A 22,787-nucleotide genomic window follows, 5' to 3' on the forward strand; every position below is an offset into this window, starting at 1 on the left:
AGCATAAACTCTCGCGCTGAGGCTATCCGCTGGGCTCAATATCTCGAGCCCAGCGGAGAAGTGAGGGATTAATCTCTGGGGATTGCCGTTCCCCAAGTACGCCAGCCTTTGGGCTCTTCTGCGTCGAGCAGGAAGTGTTTGTTCGGCGTTGCCTGTGGGGCCAGCGGGATGCTTGGCGGCGTGGCGAAGGCAATCCCGCCGCGGATAAACTGCTGGAAGGTGCCGCTTTTGATCACGCCACCGGTCAGGCCAAATTGCAGGTTATAACCGGAAGCAAGCCAGAATACGCTGTTGCTACGCACCAGATGCTGGAATTTTTTACTGATACGCAGTGAAACATGCACTCGGTCAGACATCGCACCCAGATAGAATCCGGTGACCGTGCCTACTTCGATCCCGCGGAACAGCACCGGCGTGCCGATTTGCAGCGAACCGGTTTCCGCCGCATCCAAGATCACGCTTAAGCCATCCAGATAGCGGGAGTCCGTAATGCTGGCCTCCTGCAGTTCGAAAGTACGCAATGTGCGGCCATTGCCTGGCTCAACGTTGATGTAGGGCTGCAGCAGGGTGTCGAGGTTATTCACCCCGGCGGCGGAGATCTCCGGTGAAACGATGGCAAAGCGGCTGCCAAGGCGGGCGAAGGTTTGCACATATTCAGGATACAGCACCGCTTTTGCCAGCACTTCATTGCGTTCAGGCGCCAGCTTGAGTGATTCCACCTGGCCGATATCGATACCGAGGTAACGCAGCGGCATGCCGGGCGATAGCTTGCTGGCGTCGTAAGTGCGCAAGGTAATCTGGCTGCCGACGGCGCGCGCGCTGGTTTCGGAGGCGTAGAGCACGCGTTTGGCGCCTTTATCCAGCGTGACGCCCTGCAGGTTGTCGAAACTGATGGCCCCTTTCAGGGCGCGATTCAGCGGCGAGGCCTGCACGGTCAGGCCACTGCCGTTCAACTGTACTTTGGCTCCGCCTTCGGCCCAGAAAATACTCTCGTTGGTCAGCAAGTTGCGGTATTCCGGGCTGATATAAACGTCGACTTCAAATTCGTTGGCCTTTGGCCGTACGTTAACGATTTCACCTACCTGGAATTTACGGTACAGCACGACAGAACCGGTCTGTACGTCCGGCAGGCTGGCTGCGGTCAGTGTCAGGGTCGCTGTTGGGGTGTTGCCGACGATCCCGGCTGCGGCTTTTTCAGCATTGCCGAACAGCGGATATTGCACTGCAGGTTCCCCTTTGCTGCCGGGGATGAGCTGCACGCCACCGTCGAGCCACTCCTGTGCGCTGGCGCCTAGCAGCTGTACGCCATCCAGCCCGACTTTCACCTCTACGCGGCTATTCACCACAAACTTGCTGTCGTGGTGCACCAGATGGCGATACTGCGCATCAATCGCGGCGGTAAAGGTTACGCCGTTATCAGTCAGCGCGCGGGTGAGGATTTGGCCAATTTTGATGCCGTGCACGATCAACGGTTGCCCTGCGTCAATACCGTAACTCTGCGGGGCATTCAGCGTCACCGTCAGCACACCCGGCTGTTGCAGCAGGGTTTTATTGCTGTCGAGCACGGTGAAATGCTGCTGCGGCTCGCCTTCGCCCGGCACCAGTTCCAGCGTGGTACCGGTCAGTAACTGGCTTAAGCGAGCGTCGTTCAGGCTGATTTTCGGGCTGCGCATTTCAATTCGGGTGCCGCTGCGCATCAAATCTACCACCGAAGGATCGAGGGTCAGCTCGCCGGTGACTGTGCTGTTCTGCTGTAGCGCCAGGCGAGTGAGGGTGCCGACCTGCAGCCCCTGATACATCAGCGGCGTGCGGCCTTCGCTCAGATTACTGCCACTTGGCAGCTCCAGTGTGATATTCACACTGCGCTGGCTGCGGGCCAGATCCGGGTATAAGGCGTAACTGTGGTCGGCCTTGGCCTGAGCGCCGTCAGGCGGTGAGTCAAAAGCAATCGCCCCGTTGACCAGCGCGGCCAGGCTTTCCATTTGCAGCGAAGCCCCAGCCAGGCTGACATCGCCTTTAAAACCGGAAACATTCCAGAAACGGCTGTTGTCTTTGACCAGCTTGGCAAAGCGGCGATCGATCAGGACATCGATGATCACGCCCTGGTTACCTTCAGAAATGGTGTAGTCATAGACTTTGCCCACCGGAATTTTTCGGTAATAGACCAGTGAGCCCGTGTTCAGTGAGCCGAGATCGTCCGCCCGCAGGTGGATCATCAGTTCGCCGGTATTCAGGCGGTATTTCGGTTGAGTATCCAGCGCGGTGAAGTGGGTTTGCGGCTTGCCACGGCCCGGCATCATGCCGATGTAGTTGCCGCCAACCAGCGCATCCAGGCCGGAAACCCCGGCCAACGAGGCTTTGGGCGTCACCAGCCAGAATTGTGTGCCTTCGCGCAGGTAGTCTTCGAGATCGCTCTTGATGCTGGCCTCTACCACGATGCTGCGCAGATCCTGGCTCAGCGAAATGCTTTGCACGGTGCCCACATCGACCCCCTGATAACGCACGGGCGTCCGGCCCGCCACGATGCCAGCCGCTGATTGGAAATCAATGGTGATGGAATTACCGCGCTCCTGGAAATTGTTGTACACCAGCCAACCGGCAATCAGCAGGGCGATAAACGGCATTAACCAGAATGGCGAAATACGGCGCTTGTTTTTGACCCGCGCCTCAGTCGGCGTATTCGGCGTTTCCTGTTGCATGTGCATCCCAAATCAATCGGCTGTCCAGCCACTGTACGGCAAGGATAGTTAAAATGACCGCCGAGCCAAAGTAAAAGGCTGCCGGCCCCATGGTGAAAGATAACAGTTGGTCACGATTAACCAGTGACATCATTAACGCAATAACAAACAGATCCAGCATCGACCAACGGCCAACCCAGGTTACCAGCCGCAGCAGGCGGATCCGCGTTTTCAGGCTGTGTGAGGTTTTTAAATGAATGCTGAATAATAGGGTGAGCAGTACCATGATCTTGGTAAAAGGCACCAGTACGCTGGCAATAAACACGATGGCCGCAATGGGCAGGTTGCCGGAAGTGGCCAGGGAGACGACGCCAGAGAAGATAGTGTCTTCCATACGCACGCCGTTGGCATAAACAATCGAGATCGGCAGCAGATTGGCCGGTATCAGTAAAATAATGGCGGCGATCAGCGCGGCCCAGGTTTTCTGCAGGCTATAGGGCTGACGGCGATACATGGGAATATGGCAGCGTGGGCAACGAGCGCGTTCATCCGGATAGCCGGTGAAATGACACGACAAACAGGCGTGCAGCGCCTCTGGCTTGCCTTCTGGCTGTTCCTGCGGGTAGTAGCGATCCCACAGTTGTTCCAGGTTCAGGTGGATCAGCGTCAGAATGCTGAGCAGCGTCAGCGATAAATAGGCAATTAACGCGCTGCCAGCCTGAACGTCGGCATACTCCCTGACCTTGATGGCCGCGACCGCCATGCCAATCAGATAAATATCTAGCATGATCCACTCTTTCAGCCGCTCCAGCATCAGCAGCACCGGGCGCAGGTTCATGCCGAGCGCGTGGCCGAAACGTAGATACAGCAATGACAGGGTGAGGGTGAGTGGCGCACCCAGAGTGCAGAATGCCACCATACTGGCCGTGATCGGATCGCCCTGGCTGCTCATCTGCCAGATGCCTTCCAGCAGGCTGGCGTCGATACGCGTGCCCAGTAAACGGATGCTGATTAACGGTTCGGTAAACGCGAATGGCATCAGGAGCAGCATGGCGATCGCCATGGCGGTCAAACGGGTCATTGACCAGTCGCGGCCAGGGATCGCTTTAGCATTGCAGCGTGGGCAGTAGGCAGCCTGATTTCTGCTCAACGGCGGCAGCGTGAACAGCAGGTCGCATTCACCGCAGCGCTGATGGCGAGCTTTGGACAGGCGGCCAGTCATGGTATGTATCTTCATCATCAAAAGGCGGCTCGGAAGCGTGCGGATAGACTCAGCGTCGCTGGAAAATAAACCTGGCTGATATAAGCAAATCAGGTTTCAAACGATTTCAGCGTGGCAAACATACTCTGTTGAGCAGGGTTTTGTGAAGCAACAGATGATTAACCTTGTAGCTATAGGCATTTAATGCTTATTTTATTAGGGCTAAGCTTAGGCTCTCTGAACGTATGAACGGTTAATAATGACTAAAGAACAATTCTACGCGGAATTAAAACGCGATCTGGGTGCGCTGCTGGAAGGGGAAACTCATTTTATCGCCGCCTTATCGAATGCCAGTGCGTTACTTAATGAACGGCTGGATGACGTGAATTGGGTCGGTTTTTACCTGATGGATGGTCAACAACTGGTGCTCGGCCCGTTCCAGGGCAAGATCGCCTGCGTGCGAATTCCGGTGGGCAAAGGGGTCTGTGGTACGGCGGTGGCAGAAAACGCGGTGCAGCGTGTCGGCGACGTCCATGCGTTCCCAGGGCATATTGCCTGCGATGCGGCCAGCAATGCTGAAATTGTGCTGCCGCTTGAAGTGAGTGGCCAGATCATCGGTGTTCTGGATATCGACAGCACAGTTTATCAACGCTTCGATGAACAGGACGAAATCGGCCTGAAAGCAGTGGTGGCGGGGCTTTGTGCGCAGTTGGCACAATGCAATTGTGCGAAATACGTCACTGTAGCGGCAAGTTGATCTACGGTTAACGTGGCATTTAGCGATAGCGTCATTATAATGACGCCTGTTCATGCCTGCGGCTTGTTGGCAACCCGTTGTAATCAGGAAATTTCATGGAAAATCAACCTAAGTTGAACTCTAGTAAAGAAGTCATTGCTTTTCTTGCCGAGCGTTTCCCGCTCTGCTTTAGCGCCGAAGGCGAAGCACGTCCGCTGAAAATCGGTATTTTTCAGGATCTGGTAGAGCGTGTGCAAGGGGAAGAAAACCTTAGCAAAACGCAGCTTCGTTCCGCCCTGCGCCTGTATACCTCAAGCTGGCGTTACCTGTACGGTGTTAAAGTTGGCGCCCAGCGCGTTGACCTTGACGGTAACCCGTGCGGTGAATTGGAGCAGCAGCATGTCGATCATGCTCGCCAGCAGCTTGAAGAGGCCAAAGCGCGCGTTCAGGCTCAGCGTGCTGAGCAAAACGCCAAAAAACGTGAAGCCGCCGGTGAATCTGCTACCGCCGAACCTCGTCGTCCGCGTCCTGCCGGTAAAAAGCCAGCGGCACGTCGTGAAGGTGGAGCAGCGCCAGAGAACCGCAAGCCGCACCCACAAACTCGCCCACAACCCGCTCGTGAACCTCGTGCAGCAAAAGAGGAAAGCCAGCCGCGTCATGTGCCTGTCACGGATATCTCTAAACTGCAAATTGGCCAGGAAATCAAAGTCAGAGCAGGGAAGAGTGCGATGGATGCCACCGTACTTGAAATCGCTAAAGATGGCGTACGTGTGCAACTTTCTTCCGGTCTGGCGATGATTGTGCGCGCAGAACACTTGCAGTTCTGATACGGAGACCAACCAAGGCATGAACAAATTTGTCAGATTAACCGCAGTTGTGGCTCTGCTGTGGGCTGGGGTCAGTTTCGGAGCGGATACAGCCAACATCCGCATCGATCAACTGCCGCAGCTTGAGCAGGAGCCGCAACATGCAACCGTGAGTGAGCGCGTGACTTCGCGCTTCACTCGCTCTCATTACCGTCAGTTTGCCCTTGACGCAGATTTTTCGGGCAAGATCTTCGATCGTTTCCTGAATATGCTGGATTACAGCCATAACGTTTTGCTGGCTTCCGATGTGGCGCAGTTTGCCGACAAACGCAGCACGTTGGGGGAAGAGCTGAAATCTGGCAAGCTGAGCACCCCTTATGCCTTGTTCAATCTGGCGCAGAAGCGCCGTTTTGAGCGCTACCAGTATGCGCTGTCGCTGCTGGAAAAACCGATGAACTTCACCGGCGATGACACGATTGATATCGACCGCAGCAAAGCGCCGTGGCCGAAAGATAAAGCCGAGTTGGATCGCCTGTGGGATGCCAAGGTCAAATATGACCAACTTAACCTGAAGCTGACCGGTAAAACCGAACAAGAAATCCGCGATACGCTGACCAAGCGTTATCAGTTCGCGATCAAACGCCTGACGCAAAGCAACAGCGAAGACGTCTTCACGCTGATCATGACGGCTTTCGCGCATGAGATCGATCCGCACACCAATTACCTGTCTCCACGCAATACCGAGCAATTCAATACCGAAATGAGCCTGTCGTTGGAAGGTATCGGTGCGGTGCTGCAGATGGATGATGATTACACGGTGATCAACTCCATGGTGCCGGGTGGCCCGGCGGCGAAGAGCAAAAACATTACCGTAGGCGACCGTATTGTCGGCGTTGGCCAAACGGGCAAACCGATGGTGGACGTTATTGGCTGGCGCCTGGACGACGTCGTCTCCCTGATTAAAGGGCCGAAGGGCAGTAAAGTGCGCCTGGAGATCTTGCCCGCAGGTAAGGGCACCAAAACCCGAGTGGTCACCTTGACCCGTGAGCGTATCCGCCTGGAAGACCGCGCGGTGAAAATGACCATCAAGACCGTGGGTAACCAGAAAGTCGCGGTAATGGACATTCCTGGTTTCTATGTCGGGCTGACCGATGACGTCAAAGTCCAACTGCAGAAGATGGCTAAGCAGAACGTTGATAGCCTGATCATTGACCTGCGATCCAACGGCGGTGGAGCACTGACGGAAGCCGTATCGCTTTCCGGCCTGTTTATTCCGAGTGGCCCGGTAGTACAAGTGCGCGATAACAACGGCAAAATCCGTGAAGATGCGGATACTGACGGCGTGGTGTACTACAAAGGCCCACTGGTGGTGCTGGTTGACCGTTTTAGCGCCTCGGCTTCCGAGATCTTCGCGGCGGCGATGCAGGACTATGGCCGTGCCTTGATCGTGGGTGAGCCTACCTTTGGTAAAGGCACGGTGCAGCAGTACCGTTCGTTGAACCGTATTTACGATCAGATGCTGCGCCCTGAATGGCCTGCGTTGGGTTCCCTGCAGTACACCATTCAGAAGTTCTACCGTGTTGATGGTGGCAGTACTCAGCGTAAAGGCGTAACGCCAGATATTCTGATGCCAACCGGTATCGATCCAGCGGAAACCGGTGAAAGCTTCGAAGACAACGCTATGCCGTGGGATAGCATCAATGCGGCTACCTACACCAAGACCGGGGATATGAAGCCGTTCGAACCGCAACTGCTGAAAGATCACGAGCAGCGTATTGCCAAGGATCCTGAGTTCCAGTTTATCGCGCAGGATATCGCTCATTACAAAGCGTTGAAGGCTAAGAAAAACATCATTTCTCTCAATCTGGCCACGCGCGAGAAAGAGAACCATGACGATGATGCGACGCGCCTGAAACGCATTAATGAGCGTTTGCAGCGTGAAGGGAAGAAACCGTTGAAGTCCTTGGACGATGTGCCTAAGGATTACAAAGATCCGGATCCGTATCTGGATGAGACGGTCAGGATTGCTTTGGATCTCGCCAATATCGAAAAACAGCAACCCTCGCAGCAAGCAGCAGCTCCAGCCAAGTAATTTGTTGGGTTCTGAGTGGAAAACGCACCTTTCGGGGTGCGTTTTTTATTACAGCGTTCAACATGATTTCCCCTCTATAATTGCTTTAAGGCCTAACACGTTTTCGCAACAATCGTTTACAATTTACAGAGGCGTTATTAAGTACCGTTTTTGTAAAGTTTCGTATTTTTAGTAGGTTAATGGCGCATAACTCTTGAAACTGTGACAAATGCCCATACGATCAGGGTATCTGAGGCCGTGTTTTGTTAACATTTATGAGGAAGTAAACATTCTATGATGCGTATAGCTCTGTTCCTGCTCACCAACCTGGCGGTGATGTTGGTTTTCGGACTGGTACTCAGCCTGACAGGAATCCGATCCAGTAGCGTTCAGGGCCTGATGATCATGGCCGGTCTATTCGGTTTCGGTGGTGCCTTTGTTTCACTGCTGATGTCGAAATGGATGGCGCTGCGCTCTGTCGGTGGCGAAGTGATCACACAACCGCGTAACGAAACTGAAAACTGGCTGCTGGAAACGGTACGCCGTCAGTCACAGCAGGCAGGTATTGCCATGCCGCAGGTGGCGATCTATCACGCACCGGATATCAATGCGTTCGCCACTGGCGCGCGCCGTGATGCTTCGTTGGTGGCGGTCAGCACCGGTCTGCTGCAAGGCATGAGCCGTGATGAGGCCGAAGCGGTTATTGCGCACGAAATCAGCCACGTTGCCAATGGCGACATGGTGACCATGACCCTGATCCAAGGGGTGGTGAACACCTTTGTGATCTTTATTTCGCGCCTGATTGCGCAAGTGGCCGCAGGTTTCATGGGTAACCGCGACGGTGAAGGCGAAGGTAACGGCAACCCGATGATTTATTTCGGTGTTTCGATGGTGCTGGAACTGGTGTTTGGGATCCTGGCCAGCATTATCACCATGTGGTTCTCGCGTCACCGTGAGTTCCATGCTGACGCCGGTTCGGCCAAACTGGTGGGCCGCGAGAAGATGATTGCTGCACTGCAACGCTTGAAAACTAGCTATGAACCGCAGGAAGCGGGCAGCATGATGGCATTCTGTATTAACGGCAAATCCAAGTCGTTCAGCGAATTGTTCATGTCACACCCGCCGTTGGACAAGCGTATTGAAGCGCTGCGCTCCGGCCAATACCTGAAGTAATAATCAGCAGTTAATAAAAGCCCCGGTTTTCCGGGGTTTTTTTATGTCGGTGAGTTAGGTTCATCGGTGCGCGTAGGGGGCACAGAACGGGGCTGGGTGATGCGCAGGCAACTTACCACGGCTGCCACACTGGCAAAGGCACCGGCAAGCACCAGCGAGGCGTGAGTGGCATTGTTGTGGAACAGGTTAAACATCAGGGCAACCAGCGCTGCGCCCGAGGTTTGCCCCAGCAGGCGCGCAGTGCCGAGCATACCGCTGGCACCGCCGCTACGATGACGCTGTGCAGCAGAAATGATGGTGTGATTGTTGGGGGATTGGAACAGACCGAACCCCACGCCGCAAAGAACCATACGCCAAATGATGTCCAGATCCGTTGGAGCGGCCGGCAACATCGCCAACAAAAACAGGCCAAGAGCAAAGGTCGCCAGACCGATACCGCCTAATAATCCGGCGTGAACATGTTCCACCAGGCGGCCAGCAATCGGTGCGACTACGATGATCGCCAGTGGCCAAGGGGTCAACAACAGGCCGGTGGCTACTTCGTCACGGCCCAAGGCACCTTGCAGGAAAAAGGGTAGCGACACCATCGCCAGCATCTGTGCGGTAAAAGAACAGATCGAGGTGCCCATCGATAGGGCAAAGATAGGAATGCGCAGCAAATCCACGGGTAAGAGAGGGGACTCCTGATCCAGTTGGCGGCGCACAAAGAAATAGCCAATCACCAATAATGTGGCAACTTCAGCGGCGATCAACAGCAGGCTTTGCCCTTGGGCAAAACCGCTGATGGCGGTGATCAACAGGCCAAACGTCAGTGCGTTCATCACGGCACTGATAGGATCAAACCGCTGGTTGCCTTTTTTCTGGCTGTTTGCCGGCAAAAATTTGATTCCCAACAGCAAGGCAACGATCCCGATCGGCAAATTGATGGCAAACAGCCACTGCCACGAAGCGACAGCGAGAATAGCAGCCGCGATCGTGGGGCCAGCAGCGGAAGAAAAAGCCACGATCAACGAATTGATGGCGATACCGCGGCCAAGAAAGCGCTGTGGGTAGATAATCCGGATAAGGGCGGTATTGACGCTCATGATTGCCGCCGCACCAAAGCCCTGCAGCACACGGGCAATGGTTAGCGTGACCAGTGAATCAGACAGTGCGCAGAACAGCGAGGTAATGCTGAAGACCAGCAGACCAGCCTGATAGATACGGCGATAGCCAATCAGATCGCCGAGTGAGGCCAGTGACAATAACGAAATAACCACCGCCAATTGATAGGCATTCACCACCCAAATCGAACTGGCTGGGCTGGCCTGTAGATCGCGGGCAATCGTCGGCAGAGCGACGTTGGCGATCGTACCGTCAAGCACGGAAACGGTAATGCCCAACGCAATGGCAAGGATCGCGCCATACCGCTGTGGGACGGGGAGACCGTCGGAACAAGAACGCGTCATAGTCAGGATATTTATAAACAGGGGGAGTATTAACATGCTAATCATATTTGCTGCTGAATGCACCCCTCCTTTCCCCGCCAAGTGTAAAAAGTGGTGAGAAGTGTGTCGCTAATTGCTTCATTGCTGGTCATTATTCCGCAACTTTCATTGCGCGGGGTGAAATGTTCCGATTATACTGAAACTCTTGTTCAAATTTCCTAAAACAAAAACAGGTGAGTAAGGTATTGACCATGGCTAACGCAGATCTAGACAAGCAACCAGATTCGGTCTCATCAGTGCTGAAAGTGTTTGGCATCTTGCAGGCATTGGGCGACGAACGCGAGATTGGTATTACCGAACTTTCTCAGCGGGTGATGATGTCCAAAAGCACCGTTTACCGTTTCCTGCAGACGATGAAGTCGCTGGGCTATGTGGCTCAGGAAGGGGAGTCTGAGAAGTATTCCCTCACCTTGAAATTATTTGAGCTGGGGGCCAAATCGCTGCAAAACGTCGATCTGATCCGCAGTGCCGACATCCAGATGCGTGAACTGTCAAACCAGACGCGTGAAACTATTCACCTGGGTGCGCTGGATGAAGACAGCATTGTTTATGTCCATAAAATTGATTCGATGTATAACCTGCGTATGTACTCGCGCATTGGTCGCCGTAACCCGCTGCACAGCACCGCCATTGGTAAAGTGCTGCTGGCATGGCGCGATCGCGGTGAAGTGGAAGAGATCCTTTCGCACGTCGAGTTCACTCGCAGCACCCCTCACACCATCGTCAGCGCCAAGGCGCTTTTGCCTGTGCTGGATAAAGTGCGCGAGCAGGGGTTTGGTGAAGATATTGAGGAGCAGGAAGAAGGGCTGCGCTGCATCGCGGTTCCGGTGTTTGACCGCTTTGGTGTGGTGATCGCCGGCCTGAGTATCTCCTTCCCAACGATTCGTTTCTCTGAAGAAGCTAAAGAGGGCTATGTGGCACAGTTGCACACTGCCGCTCGTCTGATTTCAGAGCAGATGGGGTATCACGACTACCCGTTTTAATCGTTTACCCTGTGTGACTGCAATAAAAAACCGGCGCATTGATTTAATGCCGCCGGTTTTTTTGTTACTGCGATAAATCTTTACCGATGAGCCAGATCCACTTCGTCTTCACTGTCCATGATGGACTTATCAGTCTGCTTCATCAATTGGCTGGTAACGGTGCCTGCGGTCATCGCTCCGCTGACGTTCAATGCGGTACGGCCCATGTCGATCAAGGGTTCAACGGAGATCAGCAGGGCAACCAGCGTTACCGGTAAGCCCATCGCCGGTAAAACAATCAGGGCAGCGAAGGTTGCACCGCCGCCGACGCCGGCGACACCGGCAGAACTGATAGTCACGAGCCCTACCAGCGTGGCGATCCACATCGGATCTAACGGGTTAATACCCACGGTCGGCGCGACCATCACCGCTAACATGGCAGGATACAGGCCTGCACAGCCGTTCTGGCCGATAGTGGCACCAAAAGAGGCTGAGAAGCTGGCGATGGATTCTGGCACACCCAAACGACGGGTTTGCGCTTCCACGTTCAGCGGAATACTGGCGGCGCTGGAGCGGCTGGTGAAGGCAAAGGTCAGAACTGGCAGCACCTTGCGGAAGAATTTCAGTGGGTTAACCCCGGTAACAGCCAACAGCAGGGCGTGAACGGCGAACATAATCGCCAGGCCAAGATAAGAGGCTACCACGAAGCTACCCAGCTTGATGATGTCTTGAATGTTGGAACCGGCAACCACTTTGGTCATCAGCGCCAGCACACCGTATGGGGTGAGCTTCATTACCAGACGCACCAGCTTCATCACCCAGGCTTGCAGGGTGTCGATCGCCGCCAGCACACGTTGGCCTTTTTCTTTATCGTCTTTCAGCAGTTGCAGAGATGCCACGCCCAGGAAGGCGGCAAAAATCACTACGCTGATAATTGACGTCGGATTGGCACCGGTGAGATCGGCAAAGGGGTTTTTCGGTATAAATGACAATACCAGCTGTGGCACGGTCAGATCGGCCACTTTACCTACGTAATTGTTCTCAATGGCTAAAAGACGCGCGCTTTCCTGCGTACCTTGCACCAAGCCTTCGGCTGTCAGGCCGAACAGATTGGTGACGAATACCCCTACCAGTGCGGCGATCAGCGTGGTGAACAGCAGGGTGCCAATCGTCAGGACGCTGATTTTGCCTAAAGAAGCGGCATTATGCAGTTTGGCTACCGCGCTCAAGATTGAGGCAAATACCAGCGGCATCACGATCATCTGCAGCAGTTGTACATAGCCGTTACCGACAATGTTGAACCAGGTGATGGATTCTTTCAGCACCGGGTTATCTGAACCATAAACCCCTTGCAGTGCCAGACCAAATATCACACCGATCACCAGACCGACCAACACTTTCTTCGCCAGGCTCCATTGCGTATGGCGGGTTTGCGCCAACAGCAAAAGCAGGGCGACAAAAACCAGCACGTTTAATACGAGCGGTAGATTCATCCCATCTCTCCAATCATCTTTTTATAGTCTAAAGGTGCTACCCATCGAGGTATAGCAATGTAAATATCGTAACAGTTTGCGAGAAAGCTCACTTATATCCAAATGGAATGGAATATAACTTTCAGTGCGAATTTGTTTAATCTATACACGTAAAGAACAGAAAATCACCGGGGTTTGGTGATCACAATCGAATATTTTTTATTTGTTCAAAATATGACTGCACGGGAAAGGTATATCCCCCCTGCCAATAGAGAGCAAAAGCCACCAAGCACAAGCACAGGACGCGTTCCAGTTGATTACCTTTCTGCGAGTTCAGCAGCGGCAGGCCGAAACGCCAGCGGCAGGGCCACAACAGTGGTACACCTGCGGGGGTCAGCATGTCGGCCAATAAATGGCTGAAATAGCCGATGATCATCGCGTGCAGTACATCAATAGGGATTAGCCAACCCTGGGGGACGTCTAAGCGGAACAGCATCATACCGCCGAGGATCGCCAGCAGGCTATGCGTGAAGCCGCGATGGCCGAAAGCGCGTGACATTGGGATCGAGATCCAGCGCAGACGCTGGCCTAGCACAGATTTGGGGTGGTCGATATCTGGCAATAACGATGTCAGCAAGGCAGCAGGAATAATATGCCACCAGTCACCGTTGGCCAGTTCGGGCGTGACCTCTGCCTTTTTGGCGAAGATCGCACAGGCAACAGAGAAAATAAGATGTCCTTCCGCGGTCATGCTGTTGTTATTCCGGTTACTAAACTGTTAATTTATCCAGTATATGGTTTTTTTTACAGTTGCGGAAGATGTTACCGTGTAACTGATTGTTTATTTTCCGGCGTATTACAATGAGTTGAGTCAATAAACAGGCCCTGGATGCAGGGCCTTGGTGAATGTATTGAGACCTGCGTTCAGCGTGCCAGCCAACCACCGTCCACCGCAACGGTATAACCATTCACATAGTCAGAGGCGGCAGAGGCCAGAAACACGATCGGCCCCATAATGTCTTCCGGTGTACCCCAACGCCCGGCGGGGATACGCTCCAGGATTTGCTGATTACGCTCTTCGTTAGTGCGCAGTTGCTGAGTGTTGTTGGTGGCCATATAGCCAGGGGCGATCGCATTCACGTTGATACCATAGTGCGCCCATTCGTTTGCCAACAGGCGGGTAATGCCCAACACGGCGCTTTTCGAGGCGGTATAGGAGGGCACACGGATGCCCCCCTGGAAAGAGAGCATCGAGGCGATATTAATGATTTTGCCGCCGTTCCCTTGGCTGACGAACTGCTTCGCCACGGCCTGCGCCATAAAGAACAGGGTTTTGATGTTGACGTCCATCACGGCATCCCAGTCTTTTTCGCTGAAGCTGAGTGCGTCTTCGCGCCGGATAATGCCCGCGTTATTGACCAGAATATCAACCTTGCCGCATTCGCGAACGGCGTCCTCCAACAAGGCAGGAATGGCATCAATCTTGCCAAGATCGGCTTTCAGATTGAGGAAACGGCGCCCGAGCTGGGTTACTTTAGCGATCGTCTCATGCGGATCGCTGCGGTTGACGCCGATAATGTCGCAACCGGCCTGAGCTAAACCCACCGCCATTCCCTGGCCTAAACCGGTATTACAGCCGGTGATTAGCGCTACTTTGCCTTTGAGATCAAAGGAGTTCAAAATCATGATTGCATTCTCTTGTGGCACAGCGAAATACGCTGCGCCGATGATTGCTGAAGGGGGTTAGCGCAGATCGCCGGTAGCCACGTGGTCCATATCACCAAAGACCTGGTTTTCACCCACCATGCCCCAGATAAAGGTGTAACGCTTGGTGCCTACGCCGGAATGAATCGACCAGCTTGGTGAGATCACCGCCTGTTCGTTGTGCACCAACAGATGGCGTGTTTCCTGCGGTTGCCCCATCATGTGGAACACTGCGGTTTCTTCGTCCATGTCGAAATAGAAATACACTTCCATTCGGCGTTCATGGGTATGGCAAGGCATGGTATTCCACAGGTTGCCTTCTGCCAGTTTGGTCAAGCCCATGGTGAGCTGGCAGGTGGGTAAGACATCCGGCACGATGAATTTATTGATGGTGCGGCGGTTGCTGGTGGCGTCGTCCCCTAGCGTTTGCGGTGAGGCCTCGGCCAGAGTGATCTTTTTATTTGGATAATGGGTATGCGCAGGGGCGCTGTTGTAATAAAACTTGGCGGGGTTGTGCGGATCCACGCTGCTGAATGTAACGTGCTGTGCACCTTTGCCCACGTACAGTGCTTCTTCGTGACCAATTTCGTAGGTGTGCTCGTCCACCTTCACCACACCCGGCCCGCCGATATTAATCATGCCCAACTCACGGCGCTCAAGAAAATAGCCAACGCCCAGTTGTTTACCCACATCGTCACCGATGCTGACCGTGGCATGCACCGGTTTAACCCCGCCGATAATGATGCGGTCAATATGGCTGTAGGTCATGGTGTAGTTGTCGGCTTCGAAGATGTTTTCGATCAGGAACTCGCGGCGTAATCCAGCGGTATCGAGTTGTTTAGCCTGGTCACTATGAATGCTTTGACGAACGTCCATCAGCAATATCTCTCTTCTCTGAAATTCACCCTTGAGGAAGAAAGCACCGGACCGCCAGCTTGCGCCGTGTGGCAGTAACAGCGGTCACCGGTTGCCCGGCGTTTTCTTTGTAACGCCAGCATAGAACGGCTGATAAACGAATTCAATAAAAATGAAATGGTGTTTTATTTATTTTATGACGCAGTCGGGGTTTTGCTGTAAAAAGCGCGTGCGATGTCATGTGAGAAGAAAGAAACGGCATCAGCAGGAGCCGATGCCACAGGATTACGCCAAGTGATCGGCGGTTAACTGCTCAAGGCTGTGCAGTTTATAATCTGCCAGCGCCCAGCGGGGGTCCTGATGGTATTCCTGGGCTGGGATCACAATCGAGCGCATACGTGCCGCTTTGGTGGCGATCATGCCGTTGAAGGAGTCTTCCAGCGTAATGCAACGCAGCGGATCGCTGCCCAGACGCTCTGCAGCAATCAAGTAAACCTCGGGGTGTGGTTTGCTGTAGGGCAGATATTCGGCAGAAACCAGTTGATCGAAATAGCTTTCCAGATCGAACATTTTCAGAACCTGCCGCTGCATATGCAGTGGTGAAGCGGAAGCCAGGCCGATATTCAGATCCAGGCTGCGGCACAGCTCCAGCGCCTGCTGTACGCCAGGCAGCAGCGGGCGTTGTTCGCGCACCAGTTCAATAGCCCGTTCGATAATACGCCCAGCCACCTCTTCTTGTGATACGCCTTGCCATGGCATTGACTGGTACCACATTTTCACCACCAGATCGATGCGTAGGCCCAACGTATCTGGCAGCTTGTGGCGATCGGAGAGATCCAGCCCCAGCGCGCCAAAGATATCCAGTTCCGCCTGCAACCACAGGGGCTCTGAATCGATCAACAAACCGTCCATGTCAAAAATAGCGGTATCTATGCGTTGTGAATAAGTCATTAATGAGTAACTCCTACTGCGCCGGTAAAAGATCACGTTTTCGCCAGTTTAACATTTTTGCCGGCAGCGCTGTACCTCCCCTGTTTTGCCAGAACGCAGGCTTTGCTCATCGCTGGGTAAAGAAAACGGTGGGCGAGTTTCATTAACTACAGGTAGACTTAGCCCATTATGGTTATGTCACTGACACAAGGGGAATACATGACGTATCAACAGGCTGGGCGCATTGCCATACTGAAACGTCTTCTGGGATGGGTGGTTTTTATCCCGGCGTTACTTTCAACGCTGGTTTCGCTGTTGAGCTTTGTGTATCAGCACAGTGAGAAAACCAAAGGGATTAACGCCGTGATGCTGGATTTTGTTCACGTTATCGTGGATATGGTGCGTTTTAATACCTCGTTCCTGAATATTTTCTGGTACAACTCGCCGGTACCGGACCTGGAGAAAAGCCTGTTCAGCGGGGCGAATCTGATGTTCATCATCATCTACTTTCTGATTTTTGTGGGCCTGGCGTTACAGACTTCCGGCGCGCGGATGTCGCGTCAAGTGAAGTTTATCCGTGAAGGGTTGGAAGATCAGATGATTTTAGAGCAGGCGAAAGGGAGTGACGGGCAAACGCGTGCGCAGTTAGAAGAACGCATTACGCTGCCGCGTCATACCATCTTTCTGCAGTATTTTCCGTTGTATATTCTGCCAGCGATCATCGCAGTGATTGCCTATTTTGTGCTTAAACTGCTGGGGCAGATGGCGGGTGCTGTGTAGCAGTGATGGGAAATGTTAGGGCGCTGCTTGCAGCGCCCTGATGATTTAGAAGGCGTCAGGACGCAGCAGAGCGTCGACGGCGCGCTGGGCGTTAACCAAATGCTGGCCACCAAACAGGTTGCTGCGGTTGAGCAGGTAATAAAGCTGATACAGCGGCTGCCGCTCGATAAAGCCAGCCTCCAGCGGCCAGACGCTTTGATAGCCATCGTAAATCTGCGCGGGCAGGTCTGGATAGAGCGGCAACATGGACAGATCGCACTCGCGATCGCCCCAGTAGCAGGCAGGATCGAACAGGAATGGCCCATCGGCGGCTAGCGCACAGTTGGCGGGCCACAAATCACCGTGCAGTAGGGAAGGCTGTGGCTGATGGTTTTGCAGCCGCAGATACACCACGTCGATGATTTCATCGATATCACCGAAGGTCATGCCTTTTTCCGCCGCTAACTGCAATTGCCAACCGATGCGCTGTTCGGCAAAGAATTCGGCCCAGCGACGTTGCCAGGCATTAGGCTGTGGTGTGGTGGAAAGATCGTTATCGAAATCCAAGCCGAATTGCGGTTGCTCACTCCATTGATGCAGGCGAGCCAACTGCTGGCCCAGACGGTGTGCACCATGGGCATCTAAGGGTTTAAGCGGTTGATATTCGAGCAGCAGAAAACTGTAATCGCGATCGCTGCCAACACCGTACACTTCGGGCACACGTACGGTCTTACTGCGCGCCAACAGGGCCAGTTGATCGGCTTCGGCAGTGAATATCGGCAGCAGTTCGCGGGTATCGCATTTCACAAACACCTCGCTGTCACCGTAACTCACGCGCCACGCCGAATGGATTTCGCCTCCGGGTAGTTCAGTCCTTTCGCGGATTTCTGCGCTGCCAAGATGTTCACTCAACAGACGACTAACGGCTTGCCACATAGTCATTCCCCTCTGTGTTGCCTGCGATTTCATTAGGTTAGCGTCTTTCCTGTTGCGAAAACACGACATGGCGCACAGCCACACCAACTATTGACGATAATTTCACTGCCGTGTTTCTGCTCAAAGTATATACGCTATTGATTAATTTAAGTACGCCAACTGTTGCAAGTTGTTGGCCGCTCAGCGATGTTTATGGATTGTGTCTTTAATCAGCGAGCATCAGGAGTAGCAGATGGAGCAAAATGTGCAGTGGCGGCGTGGTGAATTTCGCATCAGCACCGACAAGAGTGAATTGGATCGGGTGTTTACCCACGCATTTTTGACCACTAGCCGTTGGGCAAAAGGGATTTCACCGGCAACGGTGCGCCTGTCGATAGAAAACAGCCTGTGTTTTGGGCTTTACCATTCGCATCAGCAAATTGGTTTTGCCCGTTTGGTGACTGACTATGCAACGTTTGGTTATTTGTGCGACGTTTTCGTCACGCCAGAATTTGAGCGGCAGGGATTGGCACGTTGGCTAATGGAGTGTTCGCTGGAGCATCCGGTGTTACAACGCCTGCGGCGCATTATGCTGGTGACCAACAGTGCTCCGTGGCTATATCAAAAAGTGGGTTATCAGCCAATCAATGAAGAGAACTTTGCCTGGCATATCGTCCGGCCTGATATTTATCAGCAGCAATAGCGTGGGCAGAGCAGGCTTGGGAACCGTCGCAGATTTCGTGCCCAAGATCGGCGATGAACTCCACGACGGGGAATCGGGCTATTTTAATGTATCAGCATGTAACTGCTTGACGTAGTCCTTGGAAGTGGCAACGGTAACCTGTGGGGGCTTGCCTAAGGCAACCTGACCGAACCCCTGGGCCAGTTGTTGCACAACTTGTTGATCTAACGGTGTAATCAACGCAAAACTGGTGCTCTCCAGTTGATGGCGAATGCCTCTTTCATCCGTGACTGTGGTAGTAAAACCCTCGCGAGTGAGCTGCCCGCTTAGCTTGGAGATGTCGGTGACACCGTCTTCCTGAACGTTGAAAGTCACCACAAAACAGGTGGGTGGAGATTGACTCATAAATCACCTCTTGGTATATGGATACCCTTAGAATAGACCCAAAAAGTCATGCAGGCGTCCTTACAGGTTGTATATGCTAAGCAACTTATTGAAAGGAGTGAGGGATTCTGTGAAAACAAAAATCAGTTGCCTGATGGCAATCTTATTGTTAGCCGGTTGTGCGAACGATCCGCAGACAACCAGCAACACAGCAGGCAGTGGTAAATCGGGCGGTTGGCTCAAGCCTCCACCGCAAACATCCAGCAACCGCACCGGTACACCGGTCGCTTATAGTGATTATATTCGTCAGGCAGCCAGTAACTATGGCGTTGATGAAAAGCTGATTAAAGCCATTATTCAGGTGGAGTCCGGGTTTAACCCGAACGTCGTCAGTACCTCAAATGCCGTGGGGTTAATGCAACTGAAGGCGTCAACCGCCGGGCGTGATGCCTATCGCATGAAAGGAAAAGACGGGCAACCCAGTTCACGTGAGTTGAAGGATCCGGCTGTTAATATTGATCTGGGAACGGCCTATATCAATATTCTTCAAAGCCAGCAGCTAGCCGGGATTACCGATCCACAAACGCTTCGCTATGCCACCATTGTTTCTTATGTCAATGGTGCCGGGGCGATGCTGCGCACATTCTCATCCGATAAGCGCGTAGCGGTAAACCGTATTAACCAGATGAGCCCGGATGAGTTTTACAAACATATCCAGAAGAAGCACCCGGCACCGCAGGCGCCGCGCTATCTTTGGAAGGTCACTACCGCCTATCAGGCGATGTCTGAGTAATCAGTTCAACTTCTTTCAATATCATCGTCATCGCTAAGGCCCCTTTGCGGGGCCTCTGTGTTTAACGAAGCCAAACTACTTAATGCGTATTATTTGCTATCGAACCACAATTTCCACTGTGGCACGGCGGTCGCAAAGGTGCTCCGGTGCGTGGTATCCCCCGTGGAGATCGCCTCAACCTTGGTATTACCTGAGCCCATCGCTTGTGCGTAGGTCATCGCCATACGGCCAACGCCAACCGTGATGGCTTCGTCTGTTTCGCCGTAATAGTTACGAACCGGTGACTGGATCACCCAGCGATAGGCTTGGGCTGCGGCGATCAGCTTGCCGTAGGCCGAGTTGGCAAAGTATTGCGGGTTGAAATATTCCGGCCGTATCAGTTTGTGCAGATCGGTAGGAATATCCTCTGGATTGAACGGTTGGCGCTCATAGGCTTTCTTGGCGACCTCGTAATATTCGTCGTTGAGCAATGCGCGGGCCATCCCTGGAATCCCGTAGTAATTTTCATAAGCGAAAGCCGATAGGATCACAATGCTGTTCAACCAACTGGCGTCGAACTTACGCGGGAAAAACAGAAAACCGTTCATCAAAGCAAACACGTCAACAGGGGCGCTGGCGGTGGTGGTGCCCTGAGGTTTGATGCCGACACTTTCCAGCTTCTCAAGCATAGCCATGGTCACAAAACCGCCCTGTGACCAGCCGGAAAGGAACAGACGATCGTTGCTCAGCCCCATGTGCTTGAGCACGCTTTGGGCGGCGACCAGCATGTCATAAGTGGCCTGCTGGTGGCTGCCTTTCACCATGTAGCCTTCAGGCTCTGTGGAAACCCCTAAGCCAAAATAGTCAGCACCAATAACCACATAGCCTTGCCCGGCAAACTGCGCGATCATCAACTGGGTTTCCGGTGACTGTTCCGGGAATGAGGGAACCTGATATTTTCCATAGACCGTGCCGTGCTGGTAAGACACGAGTGGGAATGTTTTACCTGCGGTATCTGGGATCGCCAGCAAGCCTGAAGCCACCGTTGGCCGGTTGCCGAGCTCCGGGATCACCGAATGATAGGTAACGCGATACAGGTTAACGGCGTTGTGGGCTGGGGTATATTTAACCGTCACTCCGGCAAATTTAGGGGTATCGACATTAAGAATCTGGTTTAACCGCTCACTGCTCCAGCGATCGATCAACTGATAAGAAACGCTGTCGCTTACCTGAACTTGAGGGTTGTTATTGGTCTCCGCCGTGGCAGGGACCAGCCAGCAAATCAGCAAAAAATAAATGAAAGCGTAAAGAGTTTTTAGCATTGATGTTCCCTCAATATAATCATCGTGTAGAACCGCAGATGGGCCTTGCGGATGATGTGGTATCGCTGAGATGCACTTCACCGACGGGCTTGTTAGTCTCGTAATACAATGGATATTAAATTCATCAGGCCAGCGCAGTGCTTCAATTGCAGGTTAAACATAGTGTGCTTTGGTCAAAAAGACCAAATGGGCCTTTGATAAAGTCAGCATAATCAATGGTGCGAATCAGATAGCAGGAACCGAGGAGATAAGATGGAAAAGATTGATCTGCACATGCATTCCAATTACAGCGATGATGCGGACTTCCCGGTTGACGTGCTGATCGCGCGCTGCCAGGAGCAGGGGATCGGCACACTGGCCGTGACCGACCATAACAATGCTTATTCGGTAGCAGCAGCCAAAGCCTTAGCCTCATCCAGCCTGAATGTGTTGTCCGGCATTGAGATTGACTGCACCTTTGAGGGGCGCAACTATCATCTGCTGGGATATGGTTTTACCCCCAGTGAAGACTTTGTGGCGATCCACCAGAATTTTAGTGCAATCCAGCGGGAATTGACGCCGAAAAAGTTCGAAAAGCTGCGTGAACTGAATTTCTATCTGGATGAACAGCGGTTGCAGCAGCTGTGTGGTGACGCTCTTCCACAGGAAGAGCAGATGGGAGAGGTGATACTGGAAGATGAGCGCAATGACGAGCATCCGCTGTTGGTTCCTTATCGTGCCGGTGGCGCCAGAGCGGATATGCCTTTGATCAACTTTTACTGGGATTTTTTTGGGCCAGGCAAGGTGTGCTACATGCCGGTAACCTACCCGGCCATGAGCGACATGGTTGAGGTGATCCGCCAGAATGGTGGGATCCCGATCGTGGCGCATATCGGTGCCAACGTTAAGCAGGATCACACTCAGGTGATTGAGCGTATGCTGAAAGCAGGGGTGATGGGGGTTGAAGTATTCTCCAGTTACCATGGGCCGGAACTGGCTCGTCAGTTGTATGATTTTGCCACTGCACGCGCGGCATTCGTTACCTGCGGCAGCGATTTCCATGGGCGCAACAAACCGAAGATCGAAGTCGGGCAGTGCGCTTACGGCCCGCAACATATAGAGCAAATTCGCCGTTTTGTTGCTGCCGCTAGCGCCTGAAAATTTGTATCCAGTCTAAAGCGAGAGTTAAAGGGCGTTCGGAGTATAGGTGGAGATAATCTCCAGTACGCCGTTGATAATAAATTGAACGCCCATACAGACCAGCAGGAATCCCATCAGGCGGGAGATGGCCTCAATCCCGCTTTTGCCCACCAGGCGCATGATGCTGGTCGAGCTGCGCAGGCAGGCCCACAAAATCACTGAAACCACCAGGAACGTTGCCACCGGAGCTACCAGTAACACCCAACGGGCGAAGCCTAGCGTGTTTTCTTTGATACTGGATGCAGAACTGATGATCATCGCAATGGTACCCGGCCCGGCGGTACTCGGCATCGCTAAGGGCACAAAGGCGATATTGGCGGAGGTCTTCTTGCGCAGCTCTTTGCTTTTGGTTTCCACCTCCAGCGTTTCGCCCGCCGTTTGCTGCGGGAACAGCATGCGGAAACCGATAAAGGCGACAATCAAACCACCGGCGATGCGCAGGCCAGGAATGGAAATGCCGAAGGTTTTCATGACCAATTGACCGGCGTAGAACGCTATCGTCATGATAAAGAACACATACACCGAGGCCATCAGCGACTGCTGATTACGTTCTTCGCTCGTCATATTGCCCGACAGGCCAAGCAGCAACGCTACGGTGGTGAGTGGGTTAGCCAGTGGTAGCAGCAACACCAGTCCCAGCCCGATGGCTTGAAACAACTGCAAAATGGTCAACATAGAAACAAACCCCAAAAAATAATG

Annotated in this window: 21 protein-coding genes; 9 read left to right on the forward strand and 12 right to left on the reverse strand. The window is 53.3% G+C overall.

Annotation, left to right across the window (positions count from 1 at the left end):
- Positions 1–68: 68 nt before the first annotated feature.
- Together WG891_RS05920 and yebS are read right to left on the reverse strand one after the other, a co-directional pair.
- A complete protein-coding gene (locus WG891_RS05920) occupies positions 69–2,699 on the reverse strand; it encodes a PqiB family protein (RefSeq protein ID WP_337261894.1) in 2,631 nt (876 codons plus the stop codon).
- Positions 2,668–3,915, reverse strand: coding sequence for a membrane integrity lipid transport subunit YebS (gene yebS / locus WG891_RS05925; RefSeq protein WP_337261998.1), 1,248 nt, complete (start codon positions 3,913–3,915; stop codon positions 2,668–2,670). The genes WG891_RS05920 and yebS overlap by 32 nt, the downstream gene beginning before the upstream one ends.
- Positions 3,916–4,138: 223 nt before the next feature.
- On the opposite strand from yebS, the gene WG891_RS05930 reads away from it, so the two are divergent.
- From WG891_RS05930 to htpX, 4 genes are all read left to right on the forward strand, one after another.
- Positions 4,139–4,636: a GAF domain-containing protein gene (locus WG891_RS05930; RefSeq protein WP_076939894.1), complete on the forward strand. Its 498-nt coding sequence runs from the start codon at positions 4,139–4,141 to the stop codon at positions 4,634–4,636.
- A 95-nt stretch (positions 4,637–4,731) separates the two neighbouring features.
- Positions 4,732–5,442, forward strand: a complete 711-nt coding sequence (gene proQ, locus WG891_RS05935; protein WP_337261895.1) for an RNA chaperone ProQ — start codon at positions 4,732–4,734, stop codon at positions 5,440–5,442.
- Between the two features lie 19 nt (positions 5,443–5,461).
- Complete coding sequence (gene prc, locus WG891_RS05940; protein ID WP_337261896.1) at positions 5,462–7,513, forward strand: carboxy terminal-processing peptidase; 2,052 nt, start codon at positions 5,462–5,464, stop codon at positions 7,511–7,513.
- 273 nt (positions 7,514–7,786) lie between these two features.
- Positions 7,787–8,665: a protease HtpX gene (gene htpX, locus WG891_RS05945; RefSeq protein WP_337261897.1), complete on the forward strand. Its 879-nt coding sequence runs from the start codon at positions 7,787–7,789 to the stop codon at positions 8,663–8,665.
- Positions 8,666–8,706: 41 nt separating this feature from the next.
- Here the strand turns inward: htpX and WG891_RS05950 are convergent, their stop codons facing one another.
- A complete protein-coding gene (locus WG891_RS05950; protein ID WP_337261898.1) occupies positions 8,707–10,113 on the reverse strand; it encodes an MFS transporter in 1,407 nt (468 codons plus the stop codon).
- Positions 10,114–10,343: 230 nt separating this feature from the next.
- Between WG891_RS05950 and kdgR the strand changes: the two genes are divergently transcribed.
- Positions 10,344–11,135, forward strand: a complete 792-nt coding sequence (gene kdgR, locus WG891_RS05955; protein WP_156292376.1) for a DNA-binding transcriptional regulator KdgR — start codon at positions 10,344–10,346, stop codon at positions 11,133–11,135.
- A gap of 80 nt (positions 11,136–11,215) precedes the next feature.
- Here the strand turns inward: kdgR and WG891_RS05960 are convergent, their stop codons facing one another.
- From WG891_RS05960 to hxpB, 5 genes are all read right to left on the reverse strand, one after another.
- The gene (locus WG891_RS05960; protein ID WP_337261899.1) at positions 11,216–12,607 is read right to left on the reverse strand and encodes an L-cystine transporter; all 1,392 of its coding nucleotides are present in this window, start codon (positions 12,605–12,607) and stop codon (positions 11,216–11,218) included.
- Between the two features lie 181 nt (positions 12,608–12,788).
- A complete protein-coding gene (locus WG891_RS05965; protein WP_156292374.1) occupies positions 12,789–13,337 on the reverse strand; it encodes a metal-dependent hydrolase in 549 nt (182 codons plus the stop codon).
- 173 nt (positions 13,338–13,510) lie between these two features.
- Positions 13,511–14,272: a 2-dehydro-3-deoxy-D-gluconate 5-dehydrogenase KduD gene (kduD, locus tag WG891_RS05970; RefSeq protein ID WP_337261900.1), complete on the reverse strand. Its 762-nt coding sequence runs from the start codon at positions 14,270–14,272 to the stop codon at positions 13,511–13,513.
- A gap of 57 nt (positions 14,273–14,329) precedes the next feature.
- On the reverse strand, positions 14,330–15,166 hold the full coding sequence (gene kduI / locus WG891_RS05975; protein WP_337261901.1) for a 5-dehydro-4-deoxy-D-glucuronate isomerase: 837 nt from the start codon (positions 15,164–15,166) through the stop codon (positions 14,330–14,332).
- Between the two features lie 264 nt (positions 15,167–15,430).
- Positions 15,431–16,096: a hexitol phosphatase HxpB gene (gene hxpB / locus WG891_RS05980; protein WP_337261902.1), complete on the reverse strand. Its 666-nt coding sequence runs from the start codon at positions 16,094–16,096 to the stop codon at positions 15,431–15,433.
- 198 nt (positions 16,097–16,294) lie between these two features.
- Here hxpB and WG891_RS05985 point away from each other — a divergent pair, with 198 nt between their 5' ends.
- Positions 16,295–16,855 carry a YniB family protein gene (locus tag WG891_RS05985; protein WP_076939905.1) on the forward strand — a complete coding sequence of 187 codons (561 nt, stop codon included), beginning with the start codon at positions 16,295–16,297 and terminating at the stop codon, positions 16,853–16,855.
- A 45-nt stretch (positions 16,856–16,900) separates the two neighbouring features.
- Here WG891_RS05985 and WG891_RS05990 read toward each other — a convergent pair whose 3' ends face one another.
- Positions 16,901–17,770 carry a fructosamine kinase family protein gene (locus tag WG891_RS05990; RefSeq protein WP_076939906.1) on the reverse strand — a complete coding sequence of 290 codons (870 nt, stop codon included), beginning with the start codon at positions 17,768–17,770 and terminating at the stop codon, positions 16,901–16,903.
- Positions 17,771–18,002: 232 nt separating this feature from the next.
- Between WG891_RS05990 and WG891_RS05995 the strand changes: the two genes are divergently transcribed.
- Positions 18,003–18,452: a GNAT family N-acetyltransferase gene (locus WG891_RS05995; protein ID WP_337261903.1), complete on the forward strand. Its 450-nt coding sequence runs from the start codon at positions 18,003–18,005 to the stop codon at positions 18,450–18,452.
- A 78-nt stretch (positions 18,453–18,530) separates the two neighbouring features.
- Here WG891_RS05995 and ghoS read toward each other — a convergent pair whose 3' ends face one another.
- Complete coding sequence (gene ghoS, locus WG891_RS06000; protein WP_337261904.1) at positions 18,531–18,836, reverse strand: type V toxin-antitoxin system endoribonuclease antitoxin GhoS; 306 nt, start codon at positions 18,834–18,836, stop codon at positions 18,531–18,533.
- 73 nt (positions 18,837–18,909) lie between these two features.
- Between ghoS and WG891_RS06005 the strand changes: the two genes are divergently transcribed.
- Complete coding sequence (locus WG891_RS06005) at positions 18,910–19,608, forward strand: transglycosylase SLT domain-containing protein (protein WP_443006033.1); 699 nt, start codon at positions 18,910–18,912, stop codon at positions 19,606–19,608.
- A gap of 89 nt (positions 19,609–19,697) precedes the next feature.
- Here WG891_RS06005 and WG891_RS06010 read toward each other — a convergent pair whose 3' ends face one another.
- A complete protein-coding gene (locus tag WG891_RS06010; RefSeq protein ID WP_337261906.1) occupies positions 19,698–20,909 on the reverse strand; it encodes an alpha/beta hydrolase family protein in 1,212 nt (403 codons plus the stop codon).
- Between the two features lie 252 nt (positions 20,910–21,161).
- On the opposite strand from WG891_RS06010, the gene WG891_RS06015 reads away from it, so the two are divergent.
- On the forward strand, positions 21,162–22,046 hold the full coding sequence (locus tag WG891_RS06015; protein WP_337261907.1) for a PHP domain-containing protein: 885 nt from the start codon (positions 21,162–21,164) through the stop codon (positions 22,044–22,046).
- A 27-nt stretch (positions 22,047–22,073) separates the two neighbouring features.
- Here WG891_RS06015 and WG891_RS06020 read toward each other — a convergent pair whose 3' ends face one another.
- Entirely contained in the window at positions 22,074–22,763 is a 690-nt protein-coding gene (locus WG891_RS06020; RefSeq protein ID WP_337261908.1) for a MarC family NAAT transporter, read from the reverse strand.
- Positions 22,764–22,787: the final 24 nt, after the last annotated feature.

Origin of the sequence: Serratia sp. MMO-28, assembly GCF_037199905.1 — a bacterium.
GTDB classification, from domain to species: domain Bacteria; phylum Pseudomonadota; class Gammaproteobacteria; order Enterobacterales; family Enterobacteriaceae; genus Chania; species Chania oryzae.